At 61.7% G+C, this 21,067-nt stretch carries 16 protein-coding genes; 11 read left to right on the top strand and 5 right to left on the bottom strand.

Annotated elements, in window-relative coordinates; genetic code table 11:
* Positions 1 to 37: 37 nt before the first annotated feature.
* From ACI2KB_RS19475 to tssA, 5 genes are all read right to left on the bottom strand, one after another.
* Entirely contained in the window at positions 38 to 475 is a 438-nt protein-coding gene (locus ACI2KB_RS19475) for a type VI secretion system amidase effector protein Tae4 (protein WP_404636930.1), read from the bottom strand.
* Between the two features lie 73 nt (positions 476 to 548).
* Entirely contained in the window at positions 549 to 1,037 is a 489-nt protein-coding gene (locus ACI2KB_RS19470; RefSeq protein WP_404636928.1) for an Hcp family type VI secretion system effector, read from the bottom strand.
* Between the two features lie 225 nt (positions 1,038 to 1,262).
* Entirely contained in the window at positions 1,263 to 2,756 is a 1,494-nt protein-coding gene (gene tssC / locus ACI2KB_RS19465) for a type VI secretion system contractile sheath large subunit (protein ID WP_404636926.1), read from the bottom strand.
* A gap of 15 nt (positions 2,757 to 2,771) precedes the next feature.
* Entirely contained in the window at positions 2,772 to 3,287 is a 516-nt protein-coding gene (tssB, locus tag ACI2KB_RS19460) for a type VI secretion system contractile sheath small subunit (RefSeq protein ID WP_404636924.1), read from the bottom strand.
* A gap of 108 nt (positions 3,288 to 3,395) precedes the next feature.
* Complete coding sequence (gene tssA, locus ACI2KB_RS19455; protein ID WP_404636922.1) at positions 3,396 to 4,409, bottom strand: type VI secretion system protein TssA; 1,014 nt, start codon at positions 4,407 to 4,409, stop codon at positions 3,396 to 3,398.
* Positions 4,410 to 4,800: 391 nt separating this feature from the next.
* Here tssA and tagH point away from each other — a divergent pair, with 391 nt between their 5' ends.
* From tagH to ACI2KB_RS19400, 11 genes are read left to right on the top strand one after another with little or no spacing between them, the layout of a single operon-like run.
* On the top strand, positions 4,801 to 6,159 hold the full coding sequence (tagH, locus tag ACI2KB_RS19450; RefSeq protein ID WP_404636920.1) for a type VI secretion system-associated FHA domain protein TagH: 1,359 nt from the start codon (positions 4,801 to 4,803) through the stop codon (positions 6,157 to 6,159).
* Between the two features lie 53 nt (positions 6,160 to 6,212).
* A complete protein-coding gene (gene tssJ, locus ACI2KB_RS19445; RefSeq protein WP_404636918.1) occupies positions 6,213 to 6,719 on the top strand; it encodes a type VI secretion system lipoprotein TssJ in 507 nt (168 codons plus the stop codon).
* A 15-nt stretch (positions 6,720 to 6,734) separates the two neighbouring features.
* Positions 6,735 to 8,069, top strand: coding sequence for a type VI secretion system baseplate subunit TssK (tssK, locus tag ACI2KB_RS19440; protein ID WP_404636916.1), 1,335 nt, complete (start codon positions 6,735 to 6,737; stop codon positions 8,067 to 8,069).
* Between the two features lie 6 nt (positions 8,070 to 8,075).
* Positions 8,076 to 9,404, top strand: coding sequence for a DotU family type VI secretion system protein (locus tag ACI2KB_RS19435; protein ID WP_404636914.1), 1,329 nt, complete (start codon positions 8,076 to 8,078; stop codon positions 9,402 to 9,404).
* Positions 9,401 to 12,904 (top strand): type VI secretion system membrane subunit TssM, encoded by a 3,504-nt coding sequence (gene tssM / locus ACI2KB_RS19430; RefSeq protein ID WP_404636912.1) that lies wholly within the window; start codon positions 9,401 to 9,403, stop codon positions 12,902 to 12,904. The genes ACI2KB_RS19435 and tssM overlap by 4 nt, the downstream gene beginning before the upstream one ends.
* Positions 12,901 to 13,554, top strand: a complete 654-nt coding sequence (gene tagF / locus ACI2KB_RS19425) for a type VI secretion system-associated protein TagF (RefSeq protein WP_404636910.1) — start codon at positions 12,901 to 12,903, stop codon at positions 13,552 to 13,554. The genes tssM and tagF overlap by 4 nt, the downstream gene beginning before the upstream one ends.
* Positions 13,555 to 14,286 (top strand): PP2C family protein-serine/threonine phosphatase, encoded by a 732-nt coding sequence (locus ACI2KB_RS19420; protein ID WP_404636908.1) that lies wholly within the window; start codon positions 13,555 to 13,557, stop codon positions 14,284 to 14,286. It abuts the gene before it with no gap.
* Between the two features lie 10 nt (positions 14,287 to 14,296).
* Positions 14,297 to 17,356: a serine/threonine-protein kinase gene (locus ACI2KB_RS19415; protein WP_404636906.1), complete on the top strand. Its 3,060-nt coding sequence runs from the start codon at positions 14,297 to 14,299 to the stop codon at positions 17,354 to 17,356.
* Complete coding sequence (locus ACI2KB_RS19410) at positions 17,356 to 18,072, top strand: ABC transporter ATP-binding protein (protein ID WP_404636904.1); 717 nt, start codon at positions 17,356 to 17,358, stop codon at positions 18,070 to 18,072. Before ACI2KB_RS19415 ends, ACI2KB_RS19410 begins: the two co-directional genes overlap by 1 nt.
* A complete protein-coding gene (locus ACI2KB_RS19405) occupies positions 18,072 to 19,274 on the top strand; it encodes an ABC transporter permease (RefSeq protein WP_404636902.1) in 1,203 nt (400 codons plus the stop codon). Before ACI2KB_RS19410 ends, ACI2KB_RS19405 begins: the two co-directional genes overlap by 1 nt.
* Positions 19,267 to 20,994 carry a formylglycine-generating enzyme family protein gene (locus tag ACI2KB_RS19400; RefSeq protein WP_404636900.1) on the top strand — a complete coding sequence of 576 codons (1,728 nt, stop codon included), beginning with the start codon at positions 19,267 to 19,269 and terminating at the stop codon, positions 20,992 to 20,994. Before ACI2KB_RS19405 ends, ACI2KB_RS19400 begins: the two co-directional genes overlap by 8 nt.
* The last annotated feature ends 73 nt before the right edge of the window (positions 20,995 to 21,067 follow it).

Here is a 21,067-nt window from a genome sequence, read left to right as displayed (position 1 = left end):
AAAACCGCCAGCAGTAGCGCTTTGAAGCAGAATTTGATCATGTCAGCTCCCAAAACCAGACTTGCCTCGACATGTGAGTGTCATCAGCAAAACCTTCAGTTCTACCCCTATCCCAAAGATCAATATGGTCGCCTGAACGCTGATCGGGAGTTTCGTTGAGACGCGAAAAGCAATCTTTGAAGAAAATGATTCCGGTTTTCTCTGCGATGCGCTGTCGGTCTTCCGCACTCCCGTTGAGAATGATCGGTCTGCCTAGATGGTGACGCCACAACCAGTTGGCTAACGACTCTGCTCCTCGTGCATGGTCGTGGGCGCATTTGGGTTCTGAATAAGTAGCCTTGTTAACCTTGATGGTCATTTCACCGTTGAGCGCAATGCTCATGCGGATGGCACACTGGTTGTCCCATGGGCCGTCGCAAGGCGAGTCCACTGGTGGGTAAGCTCGTTGCAAGTTAAAAAAAGAAGGCTTTGCCACGACTCATGCTCCCTGCAAAAAATACCTGTTCCATCCACGCGCGTGCCCGTAACGAGCACGCGCGTGGAGGTGATCACAGCTTGGTGTTGGTGCGGATGTTCCAGCCGTACTTGATCAAGCCGCCGTCCTTGGTGCCGTCTGCTTTCTGTGGCTGGTAGTCGACGCGGACTTGAGCGAAGTTCAGCGTCAGCTTCTCGGTCAGGCGATCTTCCGAACCCGAGCCGCCGGTGTCGTAACCGGTCACGATGACTTCTTCAAGGGTGATCACCAGATACTCGACCTGGCTCTCGCCACCGGCCTTGCGTACGGTCAGGGTGACCTTGTCGATGTGCTTGCCGCTGGAGCACACCATCATCAGGTTCGGCGTAGCCTTGTCGATGTATTTGGTGAACGACAGGTCTCGGACATTGACCTTGCCCGCGCCACCCCCGCCGCCGGTGTGCATATTGCCGGACTGGGTCATGCCCCAGCTCCAGTTCAGGACATCGATTTCGTCCTTGTGTGCCTTGTCTTGCGACTCGCCCTTGATGTCACCGATTTTGATGAAGATATCAACAGCCATGTTTTCTCCAGTGTGTTGTTCGCCACGCAATTGCCAGTCGGAGCATATGCCCGAGTTTTTGTGCACGATGCGAATCCTGTAGGAGCGCAGCTTGCTCGCGATCGGCCGCGAAGCGGTCGTGGAATCTGGCGACTCGTTCCTGATGACGGAACGCGTTTACCGGGTTTGCGAATGCTGCGCACTCGATCGCGAGCAAGCTGCGCTCCTACAGAGTTTGTCAGTCCGTTACGCACCCTTTGCCGAAGGCAGTTTGGAAACCAACCGCAACGAGACGGTCAGGCCTTCCAGCTGGTAATGCGGACGGAGGAAGAATTTCGAGTTGTAGTAACCCGGATTGCCTTCGACGTCCTCGACCACCACCTCCGCAGCGGCCAGCGGCTGCATGGCTTTGGTGGATTCCGTGGAGTGCGCCGGATCGCCGTCGACATACCGCAGAATCCAGTCCTGCAACCAGCGCTGCATTTCGTCCTTCTCTTTGAAGGAGCCGATCTTGTCGCGCACGATGCACTTCAGGTAATGCGCGAAGCGGCAAGTGGCGAACAGGTACGGCAGGCGCGCGGCCAGGTTGGCGTTGGCGGTGGCGTCCGGGTCGTCGTATTCGGCGGGTTTTTGCAGCGACTGAGCACCGATGAACGCCGCGAAATCGGTGTTCTTCTTGTGCAACAGCGGCATGAAACCATTCTTCGCCAGCTCGGCCTCGCGGCGGTCGGAGATCGCGATTTCGGTCGGGCACTTCATGTCCACGCCGCCGTCATCGGTCGGGAAGGTGTGTGCGGGCAGGTTCTGCACCTCGCCGCCGGATTCGACGCCGCGAATTCGCGAGCACCAGCCATAGTGCTTGAACGAGCGGTTGATGTTCACCGCCATCGCGTAGGCCGCGTTGGCCCAGGTGTATTTGGCGCTGTCAGCGCCGTCGGTGTCCTCTTCAAAGGCGAAGGCTTCCACCGGGTCCGTCTTGGCGCCATACGGCAGACGCGCCAGGAAGCGTGGCATGGTCAGGCCGATGTAGCGCGAGTCTTCGGACTCACGCAACGAGCGCCAGCCTGCGTATTCTGGCGTGGTGAAAATTTTGGTCAGGTCGCGTGGGTTGGACAACTCCTGCCAGGAACCCATGCCCATTACGGTCGGCGAGGCCGCTGCAATGAACGGGGCATGCATGGCCGCGCAGGTTTTCGACAGCTCGCCCAGCAGCTCGACGTCTTGCGGCGACTGATCGAAGTAGTAATCGCCCACCAGACAGCCGTAAGGCTCGCCGCCGAACTGGCCGTATTCTTCCTCGTACATCTTCTTGAAAATCGGGCTCTGGTCCCACGCCGTACCCTTGAATTTCTTCAGGGTCTTATGCAGTTCCGGCTTGGAAATGTTCAACACGCGAATCTTCAGTTGCTCGTCGCTTTCGGTGTTGTTGACCAGGTAGTGCAGGCCGCGCCAGGCGCTTTCCAGTTGCTGGAATTCCGGGTGGTGGATGACCTGATTCACCTGCGCGGTGAGTTTGGCGTCGATGGCCGCAATGATCGATTCGATGGACGTAATGGCGTCGTCGGAGACCAGATCGGTCTGAGCCAGCGCCTGCTCGGCCAGGGTGCGCACGGCGGTTTCGACCGCTTCGCGGGCGCGCTCGGTCTTGGGTTTGAATTCTTGCAACAGCAGCGAGGCGAACGCGTCGGCGTCTTCGGTCTGGCTGGCTTGGGGCTGATTGTCACGCAGCAATTCGGTCATGGTCGGTCGTCCTGATCAGGCCTTTGGCTCGGTGCTTTGCGGTTTCGGCGCGCTGGCCAGGGCCTGCAGCAGGGCAGGGTCCTTGATGGCCTTCATGATGATGTCTTCGGCGCCGGTCTTGCCGTCCATGTAGGTCAGCAGGTTGGCCAACTGAGTGCGCGCTTCGAGCAACTGATTCAGCGAATCGACCTTGCGCGCGACAGCGGCGGGGCTGAAGTCGTCCATGCTCTCGAAGGTGATGTCCAGACTCAGGTTGCCCTCGCCGGTCAGTTCGTTGGGGACATGGAACGCGACGCGAGGCTGCATGGCCTTCAGGCGCGAATCGAAATTGTCGACGTCGATTTCCAGAAACTTGCGATCTGCCACCGCGGCCAGTGGTTCGGCAGGCTTGCCCGCCAGATCCGCCATGACGCCCATCACGAATGGCAACTGGACCTTTTTCTCGGCCCCGTACAGCTCGACGTCGTACTCGATCTGGACCCGTGGGGCGCGGTTGCGCGCAATGAATTTCTGAGAACTGGTGTTCGCCACGTTGCTCCTCCTGGTCGCTCCTGCGACGTGATTGGCGTCATCGGTCTTGGCCGGTAACGGGGTTGCGTGATCCTTGCACTGTCGGGGCCGCTGCCTGCGCCCCCCGCTTTACTCGGCGTCGGGACCGCGCAGGTTTTCGAACTGGGACATGCCGTCGGGAATCAGATTGCGCACGATGGCCGCGAAGTCGGCGTGCACCAGATTCTTCGCACGGTTCAACAGCACCGGCAGCGGGCTGGAAGGCTCGTGGCGGGCGTAGTAACTGAGAATTCTGTCGAGGCTTCTGACCACGTCATCGCGGTTGGCGATGTCCCCGGAAATACGCGGCGCGGCAGAAGCGGCTGATTCGACGGGGACGGCCTCGGCGAATTCCGGAACCGGGGCTTCCTCGCGCTCTGCACCGGGTGCGTATTCATTCAGGATGTGCAGCGCCTGCTTGAGCGGCTGCTTCAGGGCGGACAGGTCCACGCCCTGAGCTGACCCTACTTGGCTGGAAACGTAGTGCTCAATGGCGTCCGCCGTGCTGTGGGCTTCCTGCAACGCGCTGCGCAGAGCGGACAGTTGCTCGGGATCGCTGTCGCGCAAGGCGCCTGCCAGTTCATCGGGTGTCAGGTGTTCGTCCGGGAAACTTTGCAGGCCACTGGCATTGAGCGCCGCACGCAGGCTGATCGGTCCAAACGTTCGCGAGCGGGTCAGCAGGCTTTCGCGCAACAGCCGAACGTTGGTATCGCAGGCAATTCCAGACAGCGCGTTGATGCGCACGGTGGCGTCGTTGTCATCGTCCGCATCGAGTTGCGGGTAGAGGCTCGGCCAGTATTGGCCCAGTAAATCGCTGATCAGCGTCAGGCTGTTGGCCAGACCCGAAAAGCCGTCGAGGGCGAGGGCGCTTTGCAGGAGAAAATGGGTAATTCGCAGGTCTTTGCTGCGTTGCAAAAGTGCAATGCTGGTGTGTTCGATCTGGCGCCATTGTGGCGGTTCTGCGGGGTGAACCGAGTCGCCCATCATGCGCTCTGGTTTACCTTGGGCGTCGCGCTCCAGTTGCAGAAAGTCCGCGTCATATTCCAGGTCATCACCACACGGAGAATTCGCGGAAACTGCGGCGAGCAACAACGGAACATCCACCAAAATCGATCTCCTTATCGGGTGCGGACAAACCAGTTAATTAGCGAGGAAATTTCCTACGCGAACTACGGAACTTTCCATAACGCATATGATCAGTGATGTCACCAAGACATCATGGAAGTTTGGAAAGTTGTGCATTTTTGGTGTGGAAGTTATCGGTTGTCAAGGTAAGCTATGCGCCCTCTGTGACAGTTGTGATGTAGCTAACAGCGTATGGGACTGAGCAGTCAGGCGCTGTACGAGTGTCACGGATGTGTGTGTAGAATTGTGGAAAAGCCAGCATCTGGCGCGTTTAAACCCGGTTTTTGAGCGTTTTTGCACGATATTCGACTGTCATGCACAGGCCTTCGCGTCTGTCGCAAAAGCATCGAAGTGCAAGCAAGGAGGCGCAGTGTCGCTCTGTCTGACTATCACCAGTTATCACAAGATAACCCCTGGCCAAATTCCCGAGAAATCATTGGATAATGGGGTGATGGCAATTGGCCGCAGTCAAGAAAATGACTGGGTACTTCCAGACCCGGAACGCCTTGTTTCTTCAAGGCATTGCGTCATTCAATATAAAGACGGTCGCTACTATTTGACCGATAACAGCACTAACGGCGTTGAGCTGGTCAATGCCGGTATTCGTCTGCGTCGCGGGAACAGTGAGCCGCTGGAAGATGGCGAACTTATCCGTATTGGTGATTACGAGATTCGGGCGCGAATCGATCATGGAATGAAACTGGATAATCCGGGTGTGTCGGGCGCCGATTTTTCCAACAGTTTCGAAGCGCTGATGGGGCGGCAAAACAGCTCTGCGCCGGTGCCCGTGGAGCCGGTTCCTACTGCACATTTTCAAGGCGGTGGAGCGCAGGACACCTTCCCTGATCTGTTCGATTTTCTGACCCCTGCCAGCGTGCCACCGCAGACCCGCTCGGACCATGTTCCCGCCGAACGTCATGACTTTCGTCCGCCGACGCCCAGCATTGCGCCCGCCCCTGTCGCGCAGCATGCTCCCGTGGCTGCGCCGGGCGTGATTCCCGAAGACTGGAACCTGTTTGTAGAGGTGCCCAAACCTCCGGTTTCTGCGCCGGTCGTACAGAACGCTGCCGTGCCTGTCGTCGAACCGGCGATCACACCCATTCCTGCCGTCGAGGCGCAAGCTCCTGTGAGCGAGGGACGCGAAGGCGATCTTCTCAAAGCGTTTCTACGGGGGGCGGGCCTTGATCAACTGCGTCTCGATCCGGCCCAGGTCGAGGCGCAAATGGAAGCCGTCGGGCGCAGCTATCGGTTGATGGTTGAAGGACTGATCGACGTCTTGCGTGCGCGCAGCAGCCTCAAAGGCGAATTCCGCATGCAGCAGACCCTCATTCGCCCAGTGGAAAACAACCCCTTGAAGTTCGCGCCGAATGCCGACGAAGCGCTGCTGTTGCTGCTGCGTCATGGCAATCAGGCGTTCATGCCGCCAGACCAGGCCATCGCGGACAGCTTCGACGATTTGCGCGCCCACCAGCTCGCTGTGATGGCCGGGGTCGAGGCCGCGATCAAGGCGCTGCTCAAGCGCTTCGAGCCTTCCGAGCTTGAGGCACGCATGGGCAAACCCGGCACGTTGTCGAACCTGTTCGGTTCTCGCCAGGCCCAGCACTGGCAACAGTTCACAGAACTTTACGCACAGATTTCCCATGAGGCCGAAGAGGACTTTCAAGTCCTGTTCGGTCGCGAATTCAGTCGTGCCTACGAGGAGCACAGCGCACGGCTGCGCCGCCCCTGAAGGGCTGCAACAGGAAAAACGGATAGACAGTCAGTTCGTCATGAGGACGCAGGATGTTTCGAAAAGTTGTATCGGCCGCAGCCATGGCGCTGTTGCTGGTTGCTTGTGCCAAAAACGCCGAATCGCCACCGCCGGTCGACAAGGCCGCTGATGCCACCACCCTTGCGCTGCATTTCACTGCCGCTGCGGGCCTCAATCCCGGCGCCAACGGTCAGCCCGCGCCTGTGCGGGTGCGGATTTTCGAACTGAGGAACACGGCGAATTTCAGCCGCGCGGACTATTTCGCCCTCGCAGAGCGCGCGCAGAGTTCATTGGGCGCCGACCTGATCGATCAGGACGAAGTGCTTTTGCAACCTGGCCAGCAACTGACGGTCGATCGCACCCTCAACGCCGCCACTCGCCAGGTCGGTCTGGTGGTCGGCTATCGCGAGATCGATCAGGCGCAATGGCGGGTCGTGCTCGATGTCGTGCCCCGCACGACCAACGAATTTCAGATCGTCCTGGATAAACGCGCCATCAGCAGCACCCCTTCCGTCCCCTCAACTCGCCCCGCCCAATAGGCAATCGGAGAAGCCATGTCCTGGAACAATCGTGTGGTCTGGTCGGAAGGCATGTTCATCGGCACCCAGCATTTTCAACAGCATGACCGTTATCTGGAAAACCTCATCGATGCCCGCAGCCGCCCGCTTTCGGCAGGAGCCTGGGGCTTTTCCGAGCTGTCGCTGGATGACGGCCTGTTGACCCAGGGCAAGCTGGCCATCACTTCGGCGCGAGGGCTGCTGCCCGATGGCACGCCATTCAACATTCCCCATGACGATCTGGCCCCCGCGCCGCTGAACATCGATGCAACCTTGCGTGACGGCATCGTGTATCTGGCGCTGCCGCTCAAGCGCGCAGGGCAGCGGGACACGGTTGAGGAGGGTGAGGCCGCAGGCGGTGCGCGTTTCGTCAGCCAGGTGCGCGAGGTGCGGGATGACAACGCACCGTTCGAAAATCGTGCGCCTGTGGCATTGGGTGCAAGAGCGTTGCGTCTATTGACCGACAAGGACGGACTGCGCGAATACGCGGCGATTGGCGTGGTGCGCATCAAGGAAAAGCTGGCCGATGGTGCGCTGAAACTCGACGAGATGTACATCCCTCCCGTGCTGGATGTGTCGGCGTCCAAATCCTTGAAGCGTTTTCGCGGCGAACTGTTGGGCCTGCTGCATCAGCGCGGCGAGGCGCTGGCAGGGCGGGTAGTTGCTTCAGGGGAGGGCGGTGCGTCGGAGATCGCCGACTTCATGCTGTTGCAACTGGTCAACCGGGCCGAGCCGCTGATTCGCCACTTGAGCGAGTTGACTCCGTTGCATCCCGAGCGGTTCTACGGCGAACTGGTGAGTCTGGCCGGGGAGTTTGCAACGTTTTCCAACGCCGGACGTCGGCCTGAGGCCTTCGGTCAGTACCAGCACGACAACCTTGCGGTGACCTTCGAGCCGGTGATCCTGGCGCTGCGCGAGGCCCTGTCCATGCTGATCGACAGCAAGGCCACGCCCATCGAGATCCACGAAAAGGCCTACGGCATTCACGTCGCCATGCTCAAGGATCGCACCTTGATCGACACCGCCAGTTTCATCCTCGTGGTGAGCGCCGACATGCCCAGCGAAACCTTGCGCGGGCGTTTTGCCCAACAGAGCAAGATCGGTTCGGTGGAGCACATCCGCGACCTGGTCAACTTGCAACTGCCGGGCATAGGCCTGGTGCCGTTGCCGGTGGCGCCCCGGCAGATCCCGTTCCATGCGGGTTCCACGTACTACGAACTGGATCGCGGCAGCGAGCACTGGAAGCAATTGGCGCAGTCCGGGGGCTTCGCGTTCCATATCGCAGGCGAATTCCCGGGGTTGAACCTGGCTTTCTGGGCCATCCGAGGATAACGCGCGATGCCTTCCCACGACGAACCGTTCAACCCGCCGATGCCCGGCAACGACCGAACTCAATTTATGCCTCGCCCCGGTGGCCGAGGGCCTCAACCTGCTGCCGCGCCAGCCAATCCGACACCGCCGCCGCTCTCGGTGCCCGCTGCGCCGTTGCCGGTCGGTCAGGCGCAGGGTCTCAATCCACTGGAAGCCGCAGCCGGTCCGCTGCTGGCGATGCTGACGCGCCTGCGCAGCACCATCGCCCACCCGGCGCCCGCCAGCTTGCGGGCGCAGTTGTTGGGTTATCTGCGCCAGTTCGAAGAGCGTGCCGAAGCCGCCGGTGTGGTGCGCAATGAGGTTCTGCTTGCTCGCTATGCGCTCTGCACGGCACTCGATGAAGCCGTGCTCAGCACGCCGTGGGGCAGCACCAGCGAGTGGGGCAAGCAAAGCCTGCTGATCACCGTGCACAACGAAGCCTGGGGGGGCGAGAAGGTCTTTCAGTTGCTGGAACACTGCCTGCAAAGCCCCCGCGAACGGCTGTATCTGCTGGAGCTGCTGTACCTGTGCATGTGCCTGGGGTTCGAAGGTCGCTATCGCGTGATGAACGATGGCCGCAGCCAACTGGAAGCGCTGCGCGAGCGCACCAGTGCCGCGATTCGCAGCGCCCGTGGCGAGTTCGAGCGCGAACTGTCGCCCCATTGGCGCGGGCTGAGCGTGGTGCGCGATCGGCTTTCGCAATTCGTGCCGCCTTGGGTTGGGCTGGCCATCGGGCTGGCGTTGCTGTTGGTGCTGCTGTTCGGCTTGCGGCTGAAGCTCGCTGCCGACGCGGAACCGGTGTTCAAGAACATTCATGCGCTGGGCGAGATCCCGGTGCAGGCGATCACCCCGGCGGTGGTTCAGCCAAAGGTCATCGAGCGTCCGCATCTGGCGGGCTTTCTGGTGGAGGACATCAAAGCCAATCGAGTGGCGGTGGAAGACGCCGTGGACCGCTCGGTGGTGACCATTCGCGGTGACGAGATTTTCGCCTCGGGCAGCGCCACCATCGTCGATGATTTCCAGCCCCTGATGCTGCGCATCGCTGACGCCATCCGCAAAGTAAAGGGCCAAGTGCGCATCACCGGCCACAGCGACAACCGCCCCATCGCCACCCTTCGCTTCCCTTCCAACTGGGCGCTGTCTCAGGCCCGTGCCGAGCAGGTCTTGCAGATTCTAGCGGCCAAGACCGGCCAGCCCGAACGTTTCTCTGCCGAGGGGCGCAGCGACACCGAGCCGGTGGCTTCCAACGCCACCGTTGAGGGGCGTGCGAAGAACCGTCGGGTTGAAATCACAGTATTGGCGGAGGGGGTCGAGTGAAGGCGTTTTTCGGTTTTGTCATTCGCTGGGTCGTGCCGATTCTGGGGTTGATCGCGCTGAGTCTGATCATCTGGTTCGTCGGCCCGGTGCTGGACGTGTTGGTGCCCGAGGGGCGGCGCTGGGCGTTGATCGTATTGCTGTTCGCGATCTGGATCGTGTGGCGTGTATTTCGCATCATTCAGGCGCGGCGGCATGCAGCAAAGGTCATGGAGAGTCTGGCAGCCGAAACCGCGCCGGACGCTGCCAGCGTGGCCACCGCCGAAGAGTTGGCGACCCTGCGCCAGCGCATGGACGATGCGCTCAAGTTACTGAAAAAGGCCCGTCTGGGTGGGGATGAGCGGCGCAACCTCTATGAGTTGCCGTGGTACGTGATCATCGGCCCGCCCGGCTCGGGCAAAACTACCGCGCTGGTCAATTCCGGGCTGCATTTCCCGTTGGCCGCACAAATGGGTGCGGGCGCGATTCGTGGCGTGGGCGGCACGCGCAACTGCGATTGGTGGTTTACCGATGAAGCCGTTCTGCTCGACACCGCGGGCCGCTACACCACACAAGACAGTCACGCCCAAGTCGACAAGGCCGCCTGGCTGGGCTTTCTCGACCTGTTGAAAACCCAGCGTTCGCGCCGCCCCATCGACGGCGCGTTCATCGCCATCAGCCTCTCTGACCTGCTGCTGAGCAGCGAAGCCGAGCGCGCGGCCCATGCCACGGCGATTCGCGCGCGAATTCAGGAGCTGTACGGCCAACTGGGCGTGCGCTTCCCGATCTACGTCATGCTCACCAAGTTCGATTTGGTGCCGGGCTTCATGGAGTTCTTCGACGCCCTGAATAAAGAGGAGCGCGCGCAAGTCTGGGGCATGACGTTTGCCCTCGACGACGGCAAGCAACCTGACGGACCGCTGGCCAATTTCCTGAGTGAGTTCGCGTTGCTGGAGCAACGCCTGAATGCGCGGCTGGTCGAGCGTTTGCAGCAGGAGCGGGACCCCGCGCGGCGCGATTTGATTTACGGCTTTCTGCAACAGTTCGGCGCGCTGAAAGATACACTGCAAGGCTTCCTCGACGGCGTATTCAAGCCCAATGCGTTTGAGGATCGGGCGCTGCTGCGTGGCGTGTATTTCACCAGCGGCACTCAGGAAGGCAGCCCGATTGACCGGTTGATCGGGGCCATGGCTCAGAGCATGAATCTGGACCGCCAACACCTGGCGCGGCAGACCGGTACAGGCCGCAGCTATTTCATTGAAAAACTGTTCACCGCCGTGGCCTTCGCCGAGCGCGGGCTGGTCGGCGTCAACCCGAAGGTCGAGCGGCGGCGCAAATGGCTGGCGCGAGGTGCGTTGGCCGCCACTGTCGCGCTGGTGTTGGTGGTCGGCACGTTGTGGCTGATCAGTTTCCGCGCCAATCAGGCGTACATCGCACAGGTCGATCAAAAAGTCGCCCCGTTGGGCCAAAGCGTGCAGAGCCTGAGCCCGGCGCAGCGTGACGTGTTGGCCGTTCTGCCGCTGCTCAATGCCGTGCGCAATCTGGCGGGTGATCCACCGGGCATGTCGCAGGGGCTGGGGTTGTACCAGGGCGACATGCTGGAAGCCGAATCTGGCAGCGTGTACCGCAAGTTGCTGATCGCTGTGTTCGCGCCGCGTCTGGTCACCCGCGTGGAAGAGCAACTGCGCAGTGGTGGCAGTTCGGATTTCCTTTACGAAGGTCTGAAGGCTTATCTGATGCTGGCGGACAGCGAGCATTACGATCCCGACTTCATCAAGGCTTGGATCGCACTGGACTGGGATCAAAGCCTGCCACGGGATTTGCCACCCGATCAGCGTCAGGCGCTGGGAGAGCATTTGCAGGCGCTGTTCGAGCGCCATCCGCCCAATGCGCGCCTGGATCAGCGCCTGATCGACGATCTGCGTCGGCAGTTGCAGCAACTGCCCGTGGCCCAGCGGGTGTACGACCGGGTCAAGCGCCAGAAGCTGCCCGACAGCGTGCCGGATTTCCGCCTGACTGACGCCGCTGGGCGTGACGCGGCCTTGGTCTTCTCACGCAAAAGCGGCAAGCCACTGGGCGATCCCTTGAGCGGTTTCTTCACCGCCAAAGGCTATCGCGAGGTCTTTCTTACAACCAGTCTGAGCCAGGCAGGTACGTTGGCTGAAGAACAGTGGGTGCTGGGCCTGGATCGTGCAGACCAACAGAACGTCGCCAGCCTCGCAGGTGATGTGCGCCGTCTGTACTTTCAGGATTACCAGCGTCAGTGGGACGCGCTGCTCGCCGACATCGACTTCGTGCCGATCACCAGCGTCGCTCAGGCAGCGGATGTGTTGCGGGTGATTTCCGGGCCGACCTCGCCGCTGAAAAAGCTGCTGGTGGCGATCGCCAAAGAAACCAATTTGCAGCAAGAAGACAAACTGCTGGCCGAGCAAAGCAAAAAGGTCGAGGGCAGTGTCGATCAGCTCAAACAGCGACTGGGTTCGATGCTGGGGCAGGAGCAGGCGAACATCGCGTCTGCACCGGTGGCGAACGAAGATCCGGTGAGCGCGCATTTTGCCGAGCTAAACGCTTTCGTTACCAAGGGCGAAGGCGAGCCTGCGGCCATCGACGGATTGCTGGCTGACATGAACGCCCTGTACGTGCAGGTCAGCGCCATGGTCGGTGCCAGCGGCGATGCGCTGTTGGGCGAAGCCAAGAATTCGGCGAGCGCTGCGGCGACTCGGGTCAACTTGAACGCCGAACGCCAGCCGCCCGTGGTGCAGGGGCTGGTCAAATCGGTGGTCAGTTCCACCACCAACACCATGATGGGCGGCGTTCGCAATCAACTGAACGCCGCGTGGGTCAGCGACGTGGTGAACGTTTATCGACAGTCGTTGAGCGGTCGCTACCCGCTGGCGCCCGGCAGTGCGCGGGATGCAACGCTGGATGACTTCGGCCAGTTCTTCGGGGTCGGCGGGGTGATGGACAACTACTTCCGCAAGTACCTGCAAGCCTACGTCGACACCTCCGCGTCGGCCTGGCGCTGGCAGCCGGGTGCGGCGCAGAAGCTGGGTATCAATGCCTCGGTGTTGCAGACGTTCCAGCGCGCGGCGGCGATTCGTGACGCGTTCTTCCGTTCCGGCGGCGTGCAGCCCACCGTGCGTTTCGAACTCAAGCCGGTGGCGATGGACGCGTCTGTCACGCAATTCCTGCTGGACCTCGACGGCCAGCAAATCAGCTACGACCACGGCCCGAGCCGCCCGGTTGCGATGCAATGGCCGAACCCTGGCAGCATTGGCGTGGTGCGCTTGTCGATCTCGCCGCCTGCGGCCAGCGGTCGTTCGGGCATCACGCTGGACGGCCCGTGGGCGTGGTTCCGATTGCTGGAACAGTCCGACCTGGTAGCGGGTGGTTCGCCTGATCGTTTCAACCTGAGGCTGCGAGTCGATAACGCCAGTATTTCCTACGAGCTGCGCGCCAACAGCGCGTTCAACCCGTTCAAGAGCCGTGTGTTGAGCGGCTTCAGCCTGCCGGAGCGGTTATGACGACGCTGGGTTTTTACGGCAAGTTGCCCAGCCGTGGCGATTTTGTCAGTCGCGGCCTGCCGCAAAGCTTCATTCAGCCTTGGGACGCCTGGTTGGCGGCAGGGTTGCACGTCAGCCAGCAGCAGTTGGGCGAGGATTGGCTCGATGCCTATCTGGTCAGCCCCTTGTGGCGTTTCGCCTTGGCGGCGGGTGTGTGCGGCCCTGATGCCGTGGTGGGGGTGCTGATGCCGAGCATTGATCGGGTCGGGCGTTATTTTCCGCTGACCGTCGCCCAGACCCTCGAAGCCGGACAGTCGCTGGCCGGTTTGGTGAGCGCGCCGGATGCCTGGTTTGAACAGGTCGAAGCGCTGATGTTGTCGACGCTGGACGACAGCGCCGACTTTTCGGCCTTCGATGACGGTGTGTCTACTCTAGGTTTTCTCCCCACCGTTGCCCGCGAACCGATTCATCGTTTTGCCGGGCTACAGCGCACGCGAGTGAACGAGCCAGAACAACGTCATCGCGTATTGGCCGAACTGGCCTGTGAAGGCGCCAGCCTCTGGTGGGGCAAGGGATCGGAACGCATCGCCCCGGGTTTGATGCGCTGTCAGGGCCTGCCTGACGCCGCTGAATTCGGCAGCTATCTGTTGGGACAAGGAGCGTCGATCTAGATGCCTGCACGACCTGAAACACTTCAATACCGCTCTGCCAGTTACAGCCACGTTGGCATGGTGCGGCAGATCAACGAAGACGCTTTTCTCGAACTGCCGGAAAACGGACTGTGGGCCGTCGCCGATGGCATGGGCGGTCACGCGGCGGGGGATTACGTCGCCAGCCTGATCGTCGACAGCCTGCGTCGGACACAACCGGCTGACGTGCTGTCGATCTACACCTGCGCGCTGCGTACGGCGCTCACGGAAGTGAACGCGGCAGTGCGCGCCGAAACCCTGCGTCGCGGCCTGAGCATGATGGGCAGCACGGTCGTCGCCTTCGCTGTACGTGGCGATCAGGGCGTGTGCCTGTGGGCTGGAGACAGCCGCCTGTATCGGCTGCGCGATGGCGAGCTGATCGGCATCTCCCGCGACCACAGTTATGTCCAGGACCTTCAGGACAGCGGCCTGCTCAGCGAGGCCGAAGCCCGTGTGCACCCGCGCGCCAACATCGTCACCCGCGCCATCGGCGTCGATGACGCGCTCGATGTGGCGATGCTCAACCTCGACATCCTGCCTGGCGACACCTGGCTGCTGTGCAGCGACGGCCTGAACAAGACCGCCGAAGACCACGAGATTCGCGATGTGCTGGGCCATGCCGACCCCTACCAGGTGGTCCGCAGCCTGGTTCATCTGGGACTGACCCGGGGCGCCCCCGACAACATCACGGCCATTGTCGTCAAAGCCGCCTGAAGACCCGAGCATGAACATACTGATTCCCGGATTCGACATCGAAGGCGAGATTGGCGAAGGCGCCATGGCCACGGTCTATCTCGCCACACAACGCTCTTTGGAGCGCAAGGTGGCGTTGAAAATCATGGCCGCAGCGCTGGCTGCCGATTCGACGTTCTGCGAACGCTTTCTGCGCGAGGGCAAGACGCTTGCGCGCCTGTCACACCCGCACACGGTCACCATTCACGACATCGGCAATGTCGGCGACCTGTATTACATGGCGATGGAATACCTGCCCAACGGCACGCTGAAAGAGCGCATCGCCAGCGGCTTGAGCGCTGAGCAAGGCCTGACCTACATTCGCCAGATCGCATCGGCGTTGGGGTATGCCCATGCCGAAGGGCTGGTGCACCGTGATGTGAAGCCTGCCAACATCCTGTTTCGCGCCAATGGCTCGGCGGTGCTGTCGGATTTCGGCATCGCCAAATCGCTGGATGACCGCACCCAGTTCACTCAGGCGGGTTTTGCCGTCGGGACCCCGAGTTACATGAGCCCCGAGCAGGCTCGGGGGCTGGAAATCGACGGTCGTGCTGATTTGTACGCCCTTGGCGTCGTGCTCTACGAAATGCTCGTTGGCAAACTGCCCTACAACGGCACTGACGCCCTGTCCACGGCCCTCGCGCACCTGACCGAGCCGTTGCCGGAGCTGCCGATTCACCACGGTCGCTATCAGCACATCCTCACCAAACTGCTGGCCAAGGACCGCGAAGAGCGTTTTGCCGATGCAGCCGAGCTGATCGCGTCGCTGGATGCTTTACCGCCCGAAGACAGCGACGCTACGCAGATCCGCATGTTGCCGCTGCCGCCTGCCGATTTTCAGGCGAGTCCAACGCCAAAGAATGATCTGGCAGGCCTTACGCCGGTTTCCATCGAAATCCCCGACACGCCCCCTGTGCAAACCGCGCCGCCACCACGGCCCACGCCGGTGCTGGAAACGTCCAGCACGGCCGAGCAACGCAAGGGGCCTGTGCTGGCCTTGTTGGGCGTCGCGATTGCCGCCGCGTTGGGGCTGGGCATCGGTGCCTATTGGTGGATGGGCGACAACACGCCCGCCGCAGCTTCTACGACTGCGGCCAGTCATGCAGCGCCTGCCGCCACTGCGCCTGTTGCCCCCGAAAAAACACTGGCTGCCACGCCTTCGGTTCAAACCCCGGTGACAGACGCCGATGGCGGCAATCGTCCGCTGTTGATGGCGAACAAGAAGACCCTGTTTCAGCGCGTGTTGAGCAAACCCGGCGCCCAATACGCGGCAGAGGCGGGTGGAACAGGCGATCAGGCGCTTCCGGCGTTTTCGGTGCTGTACGTTTACCAGCGCAAGCACCTGAGTGGCAGCGAGTGGCTGCGGGTTGGCGCTGCCAGTGACGGGCACAGCGAAGGCTGGTTGCCTGCCGATCAGGTCAGCGACTGGAAGCAGAGTCTGGTGCTCAAATTCAGCGAGCGCTCTGGGCGTGCTCCGGCGATGTTCCTGCGCGAACCCGGCCCGTTGGAAAAGCTGCTGAACGACCCGGCAGCGGCTAAAAAGCTGCTGCTCAATGCGCAGAAAAACGCCGATGACAGCCATCAGGTGTTGGCCCTTGAGCCTGCTGCCAGCGCGGTGCCGCAGAATCAGTTTTATTTGCTGCCGATCTTCGACGCCAAGGAAACATTCGACCAGAACGGTCAGCCCGTTCAACTGCTTAACGTCGCCTCCATTGACCCCGGCAACACCCCTCAGCGCACGGCATCCGGCGAGGCGATCAAGACTTCCGCCAGCAAAGATGCTTTCCGCACGGGGGTGGTGCTGGTGGTCGACACGTCGGTGTCCATGCAGCCCTACATCGATCAGGTACGCGACGTGATCGCCGAGTTGCAGAACCAGATCGGCAAGCGCGGCGAACTGGACAGCGTCAGCTTCGGTCTGGTGGGCTTTCGAAACAACGTCAGCAAGACGCCGGGCCTGGAATACCTCACCAAGACCCTGATCACACTGGATCAGGGCCGCGATCCGCAGCGTTTTCTGGAGCTGGCGCGGCAGGTCAAAGCCACCAACGTGTCCAGCCACTCCTTCAACGAAGACGCTTTCGCCGGGGTGATGCGGGCCGTCAACGGTATGGATTGGTCGGGTTACGGCGGACGGCTGATTCTGCTGGTCAGCGACGCCGGCTCGCTGCGTAAGAACGACCCTTTCAGCAGCACGCAGATGAACGAGGCCGAGGTGCGTCAGGCCGCGTTGGGCAAGCAGATCAAGATCTATGCGCTGCACCTGAAAACCGATGCGGGCAAGAAGAATCACGCCTTCGCCGAGCAGCAATACCGCACGCTGACCGCCGACGCCAACCCGCAGATCGGCGACCTGTACGTGCCGGTGCCGGGCGGCGATGTGCAGAAATTCGGCCAGCGTGTCTCGGAAATCGGCTCGGTGTTCGCCGATCTCGTCCATCAGGTGCGCAGCAACCAGCCGCAGGTCGCACCTTCGCTGCCGTCGGCGCCAAGCGTGGCCGACAAATCGGCCGCCATCGGCTACGCGATGCGCATGGACTTTCTCGGCCAGCAAACCGGGGTGCGCGCGCCGCAACTGGTCAGTGCATGGACGGCAGATCGTGACCTCACCAACCCCGCGCAACCGGAGTTTCAGGTGTGCGTGATGCTCAGCAAGTTGCAGCTCAATGATCTGCAACAGTCGCTGAAGCTGATCGTCGATGCGGCGCGCAAGACACAAAGCTCGCCCAAGGATTTCTTCCAGGAAATCGCCAGCGCCAGTGCCTACATGAGCCGCGACCCGTCTGCGCTGCGCAAGGGTGGCAACCTGGCGCAGAGCGGCGTGCTGGGTGAATACCTGGAAGGGCTGCCGTACCGCAGTAAATCGCTGACGATGACCCAGGATTTGTGGCTGTCGCTGAGCGTGGCCGAGCAGGAGGACTTCATCGACGAACTGGATTCCAAGATTCGCCTCTACGAAACCTTCCACAACGATCTGGCCAATTGGGTCCGTTTCGGCGATGCCGAGCCGGGTGATGCGTTATATCGCGTTCCGTTGTCGACGTTGCCGTGATGATGAGCCTGCGAGCGGTGCGCAAGACGCGGGGCGAGGGCAGCCAGCGTTTCAGCCTGGTGATCCCGCGTCTGGAGCTGGGCGCGGGCGAGCAATGGGCGCTGATTGGCCCCAGCGGTTGCGGCAAAAGTACCGTGCTCGACCTGCTCGCGTGGGTGCTCTCGCCTGACGCAACTGAGTGTTTCGATTTCTTTGTCGATGGTGATCATGTCGATGTCGCCGGGCTGTGGCGTGACACCCGACAGAGCGAGCTGGCGCAACTGCGCAGCCGCCAGATTGGCTATGTCCTGCAAACCGGTGGGCTGCTGAGCTACCTCGATGTGCGTGCCAACATCGGCCTGTCACGCCGGTTGCTGGGCATGAGCGATGACGGCACGGTCGAGCGTCTGGCGGCGCAATTGGAAGTTGGCGAACAACTGGGCAAAAGGCCCCACATGCTGTCGGTGGGGCAACGGCAGCGAGTCGGATGCGCAAGAGCGTTGGCGCACAACCCTCGATTGCTGCTGGCCGACGAACCCACTGCGGCGCTGGACCCGCTGAATGCCCTGCGCGTCATGCAGTTGTTGCTGAGCCGTGCCCGTGAGCAGGGAGCGTGCTGCGTGATCGCGACTCATGATGAGGTGCTGGCGCTGGAAATGGGATTGCGCCCGTTGCGCATCGTCTGTGTTCGCGACGAAGACGGCGGTGTGACGGCCACGTTGGAGGTCGAACACTGATGCGTATCACGCTGGTGATGTCCCTCGCCCTGCAGGATTACCGCGCCGATGCGCGGCTCTCGGCCTGCACCGTGTTGGCATTGGTCGCCGTGATCGCGCCGTTGCTGGTGTTGTTTGGGTTGAAGTTCGGTCTGGTGGGCAGCCTGACTGAGCGCCTTGAGCGCGATCCCGCCGTTCGCGAGGTGATTCCCATGGGCGGCGGTCGCTTTAGCGCCGCTTTTGTCGACGCCCTGACGAAACGACCCGATGTCGCGTTCGCTCTGCCGCGCACCCGACAGATCGCCGCCACGGCGGATCTGTCCGTGCCTGCGCAGGAGCAGGTGGTCAACGTTGAGATGATTCCCACCGCCATTGGCGATCCGCTGCTGGGCACGGCATCGCCGCCCGCTGGTGTTGATCAAATTTTGCTCAGTCAAACGACCGCTGAAAAACTCGGTACTCAGGCCGGTGACTGGCTCGACGCTGCCTTCACTCGCCAGGTTTCAGGTGTGACACAGGTGCAGCGCACGCGTTTGCAGGTTTCGGCGGTGTTGCCGTTGGAAGCCTTTGGGCGCGATGCCCTGTTTGCGTCGATGGCGCTACTGGAGGCCGTCGAAGATTACCGCGACGGTCGTGCGGTTGACGCATTTGGCTGGCCGGGCGATGCGCCTGCGGTTGATGAGCAGCGCGTGTTCCCGGCATTCCGTCTCTATGCCCGCACGCTCGACGACGTCGAGCCGCTGCGTCGTTATTTCGCCGATCAGCATCTGCTTGTCTCGACGCAGGCGCAAACCATCGCGCAGGTGCAGTCTTTGAGCCGCAACCTGACCCTGGTGTTCTGGATCATTACCGCCCTCGCTGTCCTCGGCGCTGTCGCCGCCGTTATCGCGGGCGCGCTGGCAGCGGTCGAGCGCAAGCGTCGCGAGCTGTCGGTGTTGCGATTGTTGGGCTTCAGCACAGGAGCGCTGCTGCTGTTCGTCATCCTGCAAGCCCTTTACAGCGGCGTGCTCGCGACGGTCATCAGCTTTGTGCTCTACGCGCTGGCCGAGCGCGGCCTCAATCAATTATTCGTGCAGGTGCCGGGGGAGTACGCCAGCCACCTGCTGTTACGTCATTACTGCGTGGCCGTGCTGGCTGTGCTCGGTGCCAGCGCTTGCGCTGCGGCATTGGGCGGCTGGCGTGTGGCGCGCATCGACGCTTCGGAAGGATTACGAGATGTCTGATTGGCGCTTGATGGCCCGAGCGGCAGCTGTCGCGTGGGCGTGTTTGAGCCTGTCGTCGTTGGCGCTAGCGGCTGAGGACAACACGCTGGATAACCCCAAGCCGCTTGCGGACGACGTTGTGTTGCCGCTGCCGTGCGAGGGGGAAATGGTGTTTCGTTACGTCTACGTGCTGGCGCAAGGTTCGCTGGATGATCGCGAGGTCAGCCTGGGATACCCGTTCAGCGAAGGCGAAGCGGGCTACAAACAATCGTTCATTTCTGGCTATCGCCGCGACTTCATCAACGGCCAGTTCACCTTGAACGACCTGCCCGGCGACTGGCGCAAGACCATTGGCCCGCAATTACCGGAAACCGACGCCGCCACGCCGCTCAAACCGATGCTGTATTTCATCGGCAAGTACGAAGTCACGGCGCGGCAATACGCGCAGGTCATGTCCCAGGCGCAATCGCTGGCCAGCGGCGAACCGGCCCCGGCCTGCGAAGCGCCGGAAGGCATGATCGGACGGCTGCCCAAGGTCAAGCTGTCGCGCTTTGAAGCCGAGCGCTTTTCGGCGGTCTACAGCGCCTGGTTGATGAAGTACCACCGCGACCTGCTGCCCATCAGCGGGCGCGGCAAAACCGATGACGACGGCGGCGTCGGATTCGTGCGCCTGCCCACCGAAGTCGAGTGGGAGTACGCCGCGCGAGGTGGTCAGGCCGTGAGCCGTCAGGAGCTGGAAGGCCGCCTGTTCCCGCGTCGTGTCGAAGGCAGCGAAGAAGACGGCCCGTTGAGTGACTGGGCGGTGTTCAATCAGGTGGCGGGGGGCACTGGCCAGGCCGCGCGACTGATGCCCATTGGCACTAAATTGCCCAACCCGATTGGCCTGTTCGATGTGATCGGCAACGCCGCCGAAATGGTTCAGGAGTCGTTCCAGTTGGTTCACGCCGGGCGTCGTCAGGGCACCTACGGCGGCTTCGTGGCCAAGGGCGGCAATTATCTGGAAGGCGAGGGCACGCTGTTCACCGGCATGCGCCGCGAGTACCCGCTGTTTGCCGCCGACGGCACCGAGCAGAGCAATGAAACCACTGGGTTCCGGGTCGCCATCGGCGCGTTGTCTGCCCCTCGCTCTCGCTATAAAGAGCTGTTCGAGCAGTGGCAGAAAGAGGGGCGACTGGCCTCTCTCACCGATGCCATTGACGACGCTCAAGACCCGACCAAGCGGCTGGACACCATCATCGCGGCCAGCAGCGACCCTCGCCTTCAGGCCGAGCTGGGTCTGGTGAACGAAGAACTCAAGCGCAACGTCTCGCTGATCGCCCAACAGCGTGAAGAAGCGGCGGGCAACCTGATTCAGTCTTCGGCCCTCGTCGCTGAAACCATCAACAACTACAACATTCGCCTGACCAACCTGCGCAAAAGCCAGAAGCAGGCGGCGGATGCCAAGGACGAGGCCAGCGCCAAGCTGTTTGCGGGCGCCATCGCAAACGGCACCAGCGCACTGGACGGCGCGGTGGCCATCTACATCGACAACCTTGCGACCGGCACGCGCTACACCGACGCGGTGATTCAGGCGCAGTTCCAGCGGGTCAAGGAAGAACTCAATCGCAAGCCGGTGCTGGGCAAGAGTCTGGTCGCCCGGGCCACGTTATTCGTTCGTCATGTGAGCAACTACCGCCAGCAGAAGCGGGCGGACCCACAGGCGATTCTGAAGGAATTGCTCGCTTCGGCCGCGCAGCCATGACGGCCGTTGCCCAGCGAGCTTAAAGGGAGTCCGGTCAGGCATGTGCCCTGCCGGCGTTGTAAAACCAAAAAAG

Origin of the sequence: Pseudomonas sp. NPDC088444 (assembly GCF_044900175.1) — a bacterium.
Lineage (GTDB): Bacteria > Pseudomonadota > Gammaproteobacteria > Pseudomonadales > Pseudomonadaceae > Aquipseudomonas.
Note: the sequence above shows the minus strand (reverse complement) of the source record. Positions and strands in the feature narration are given on the sequence as shown.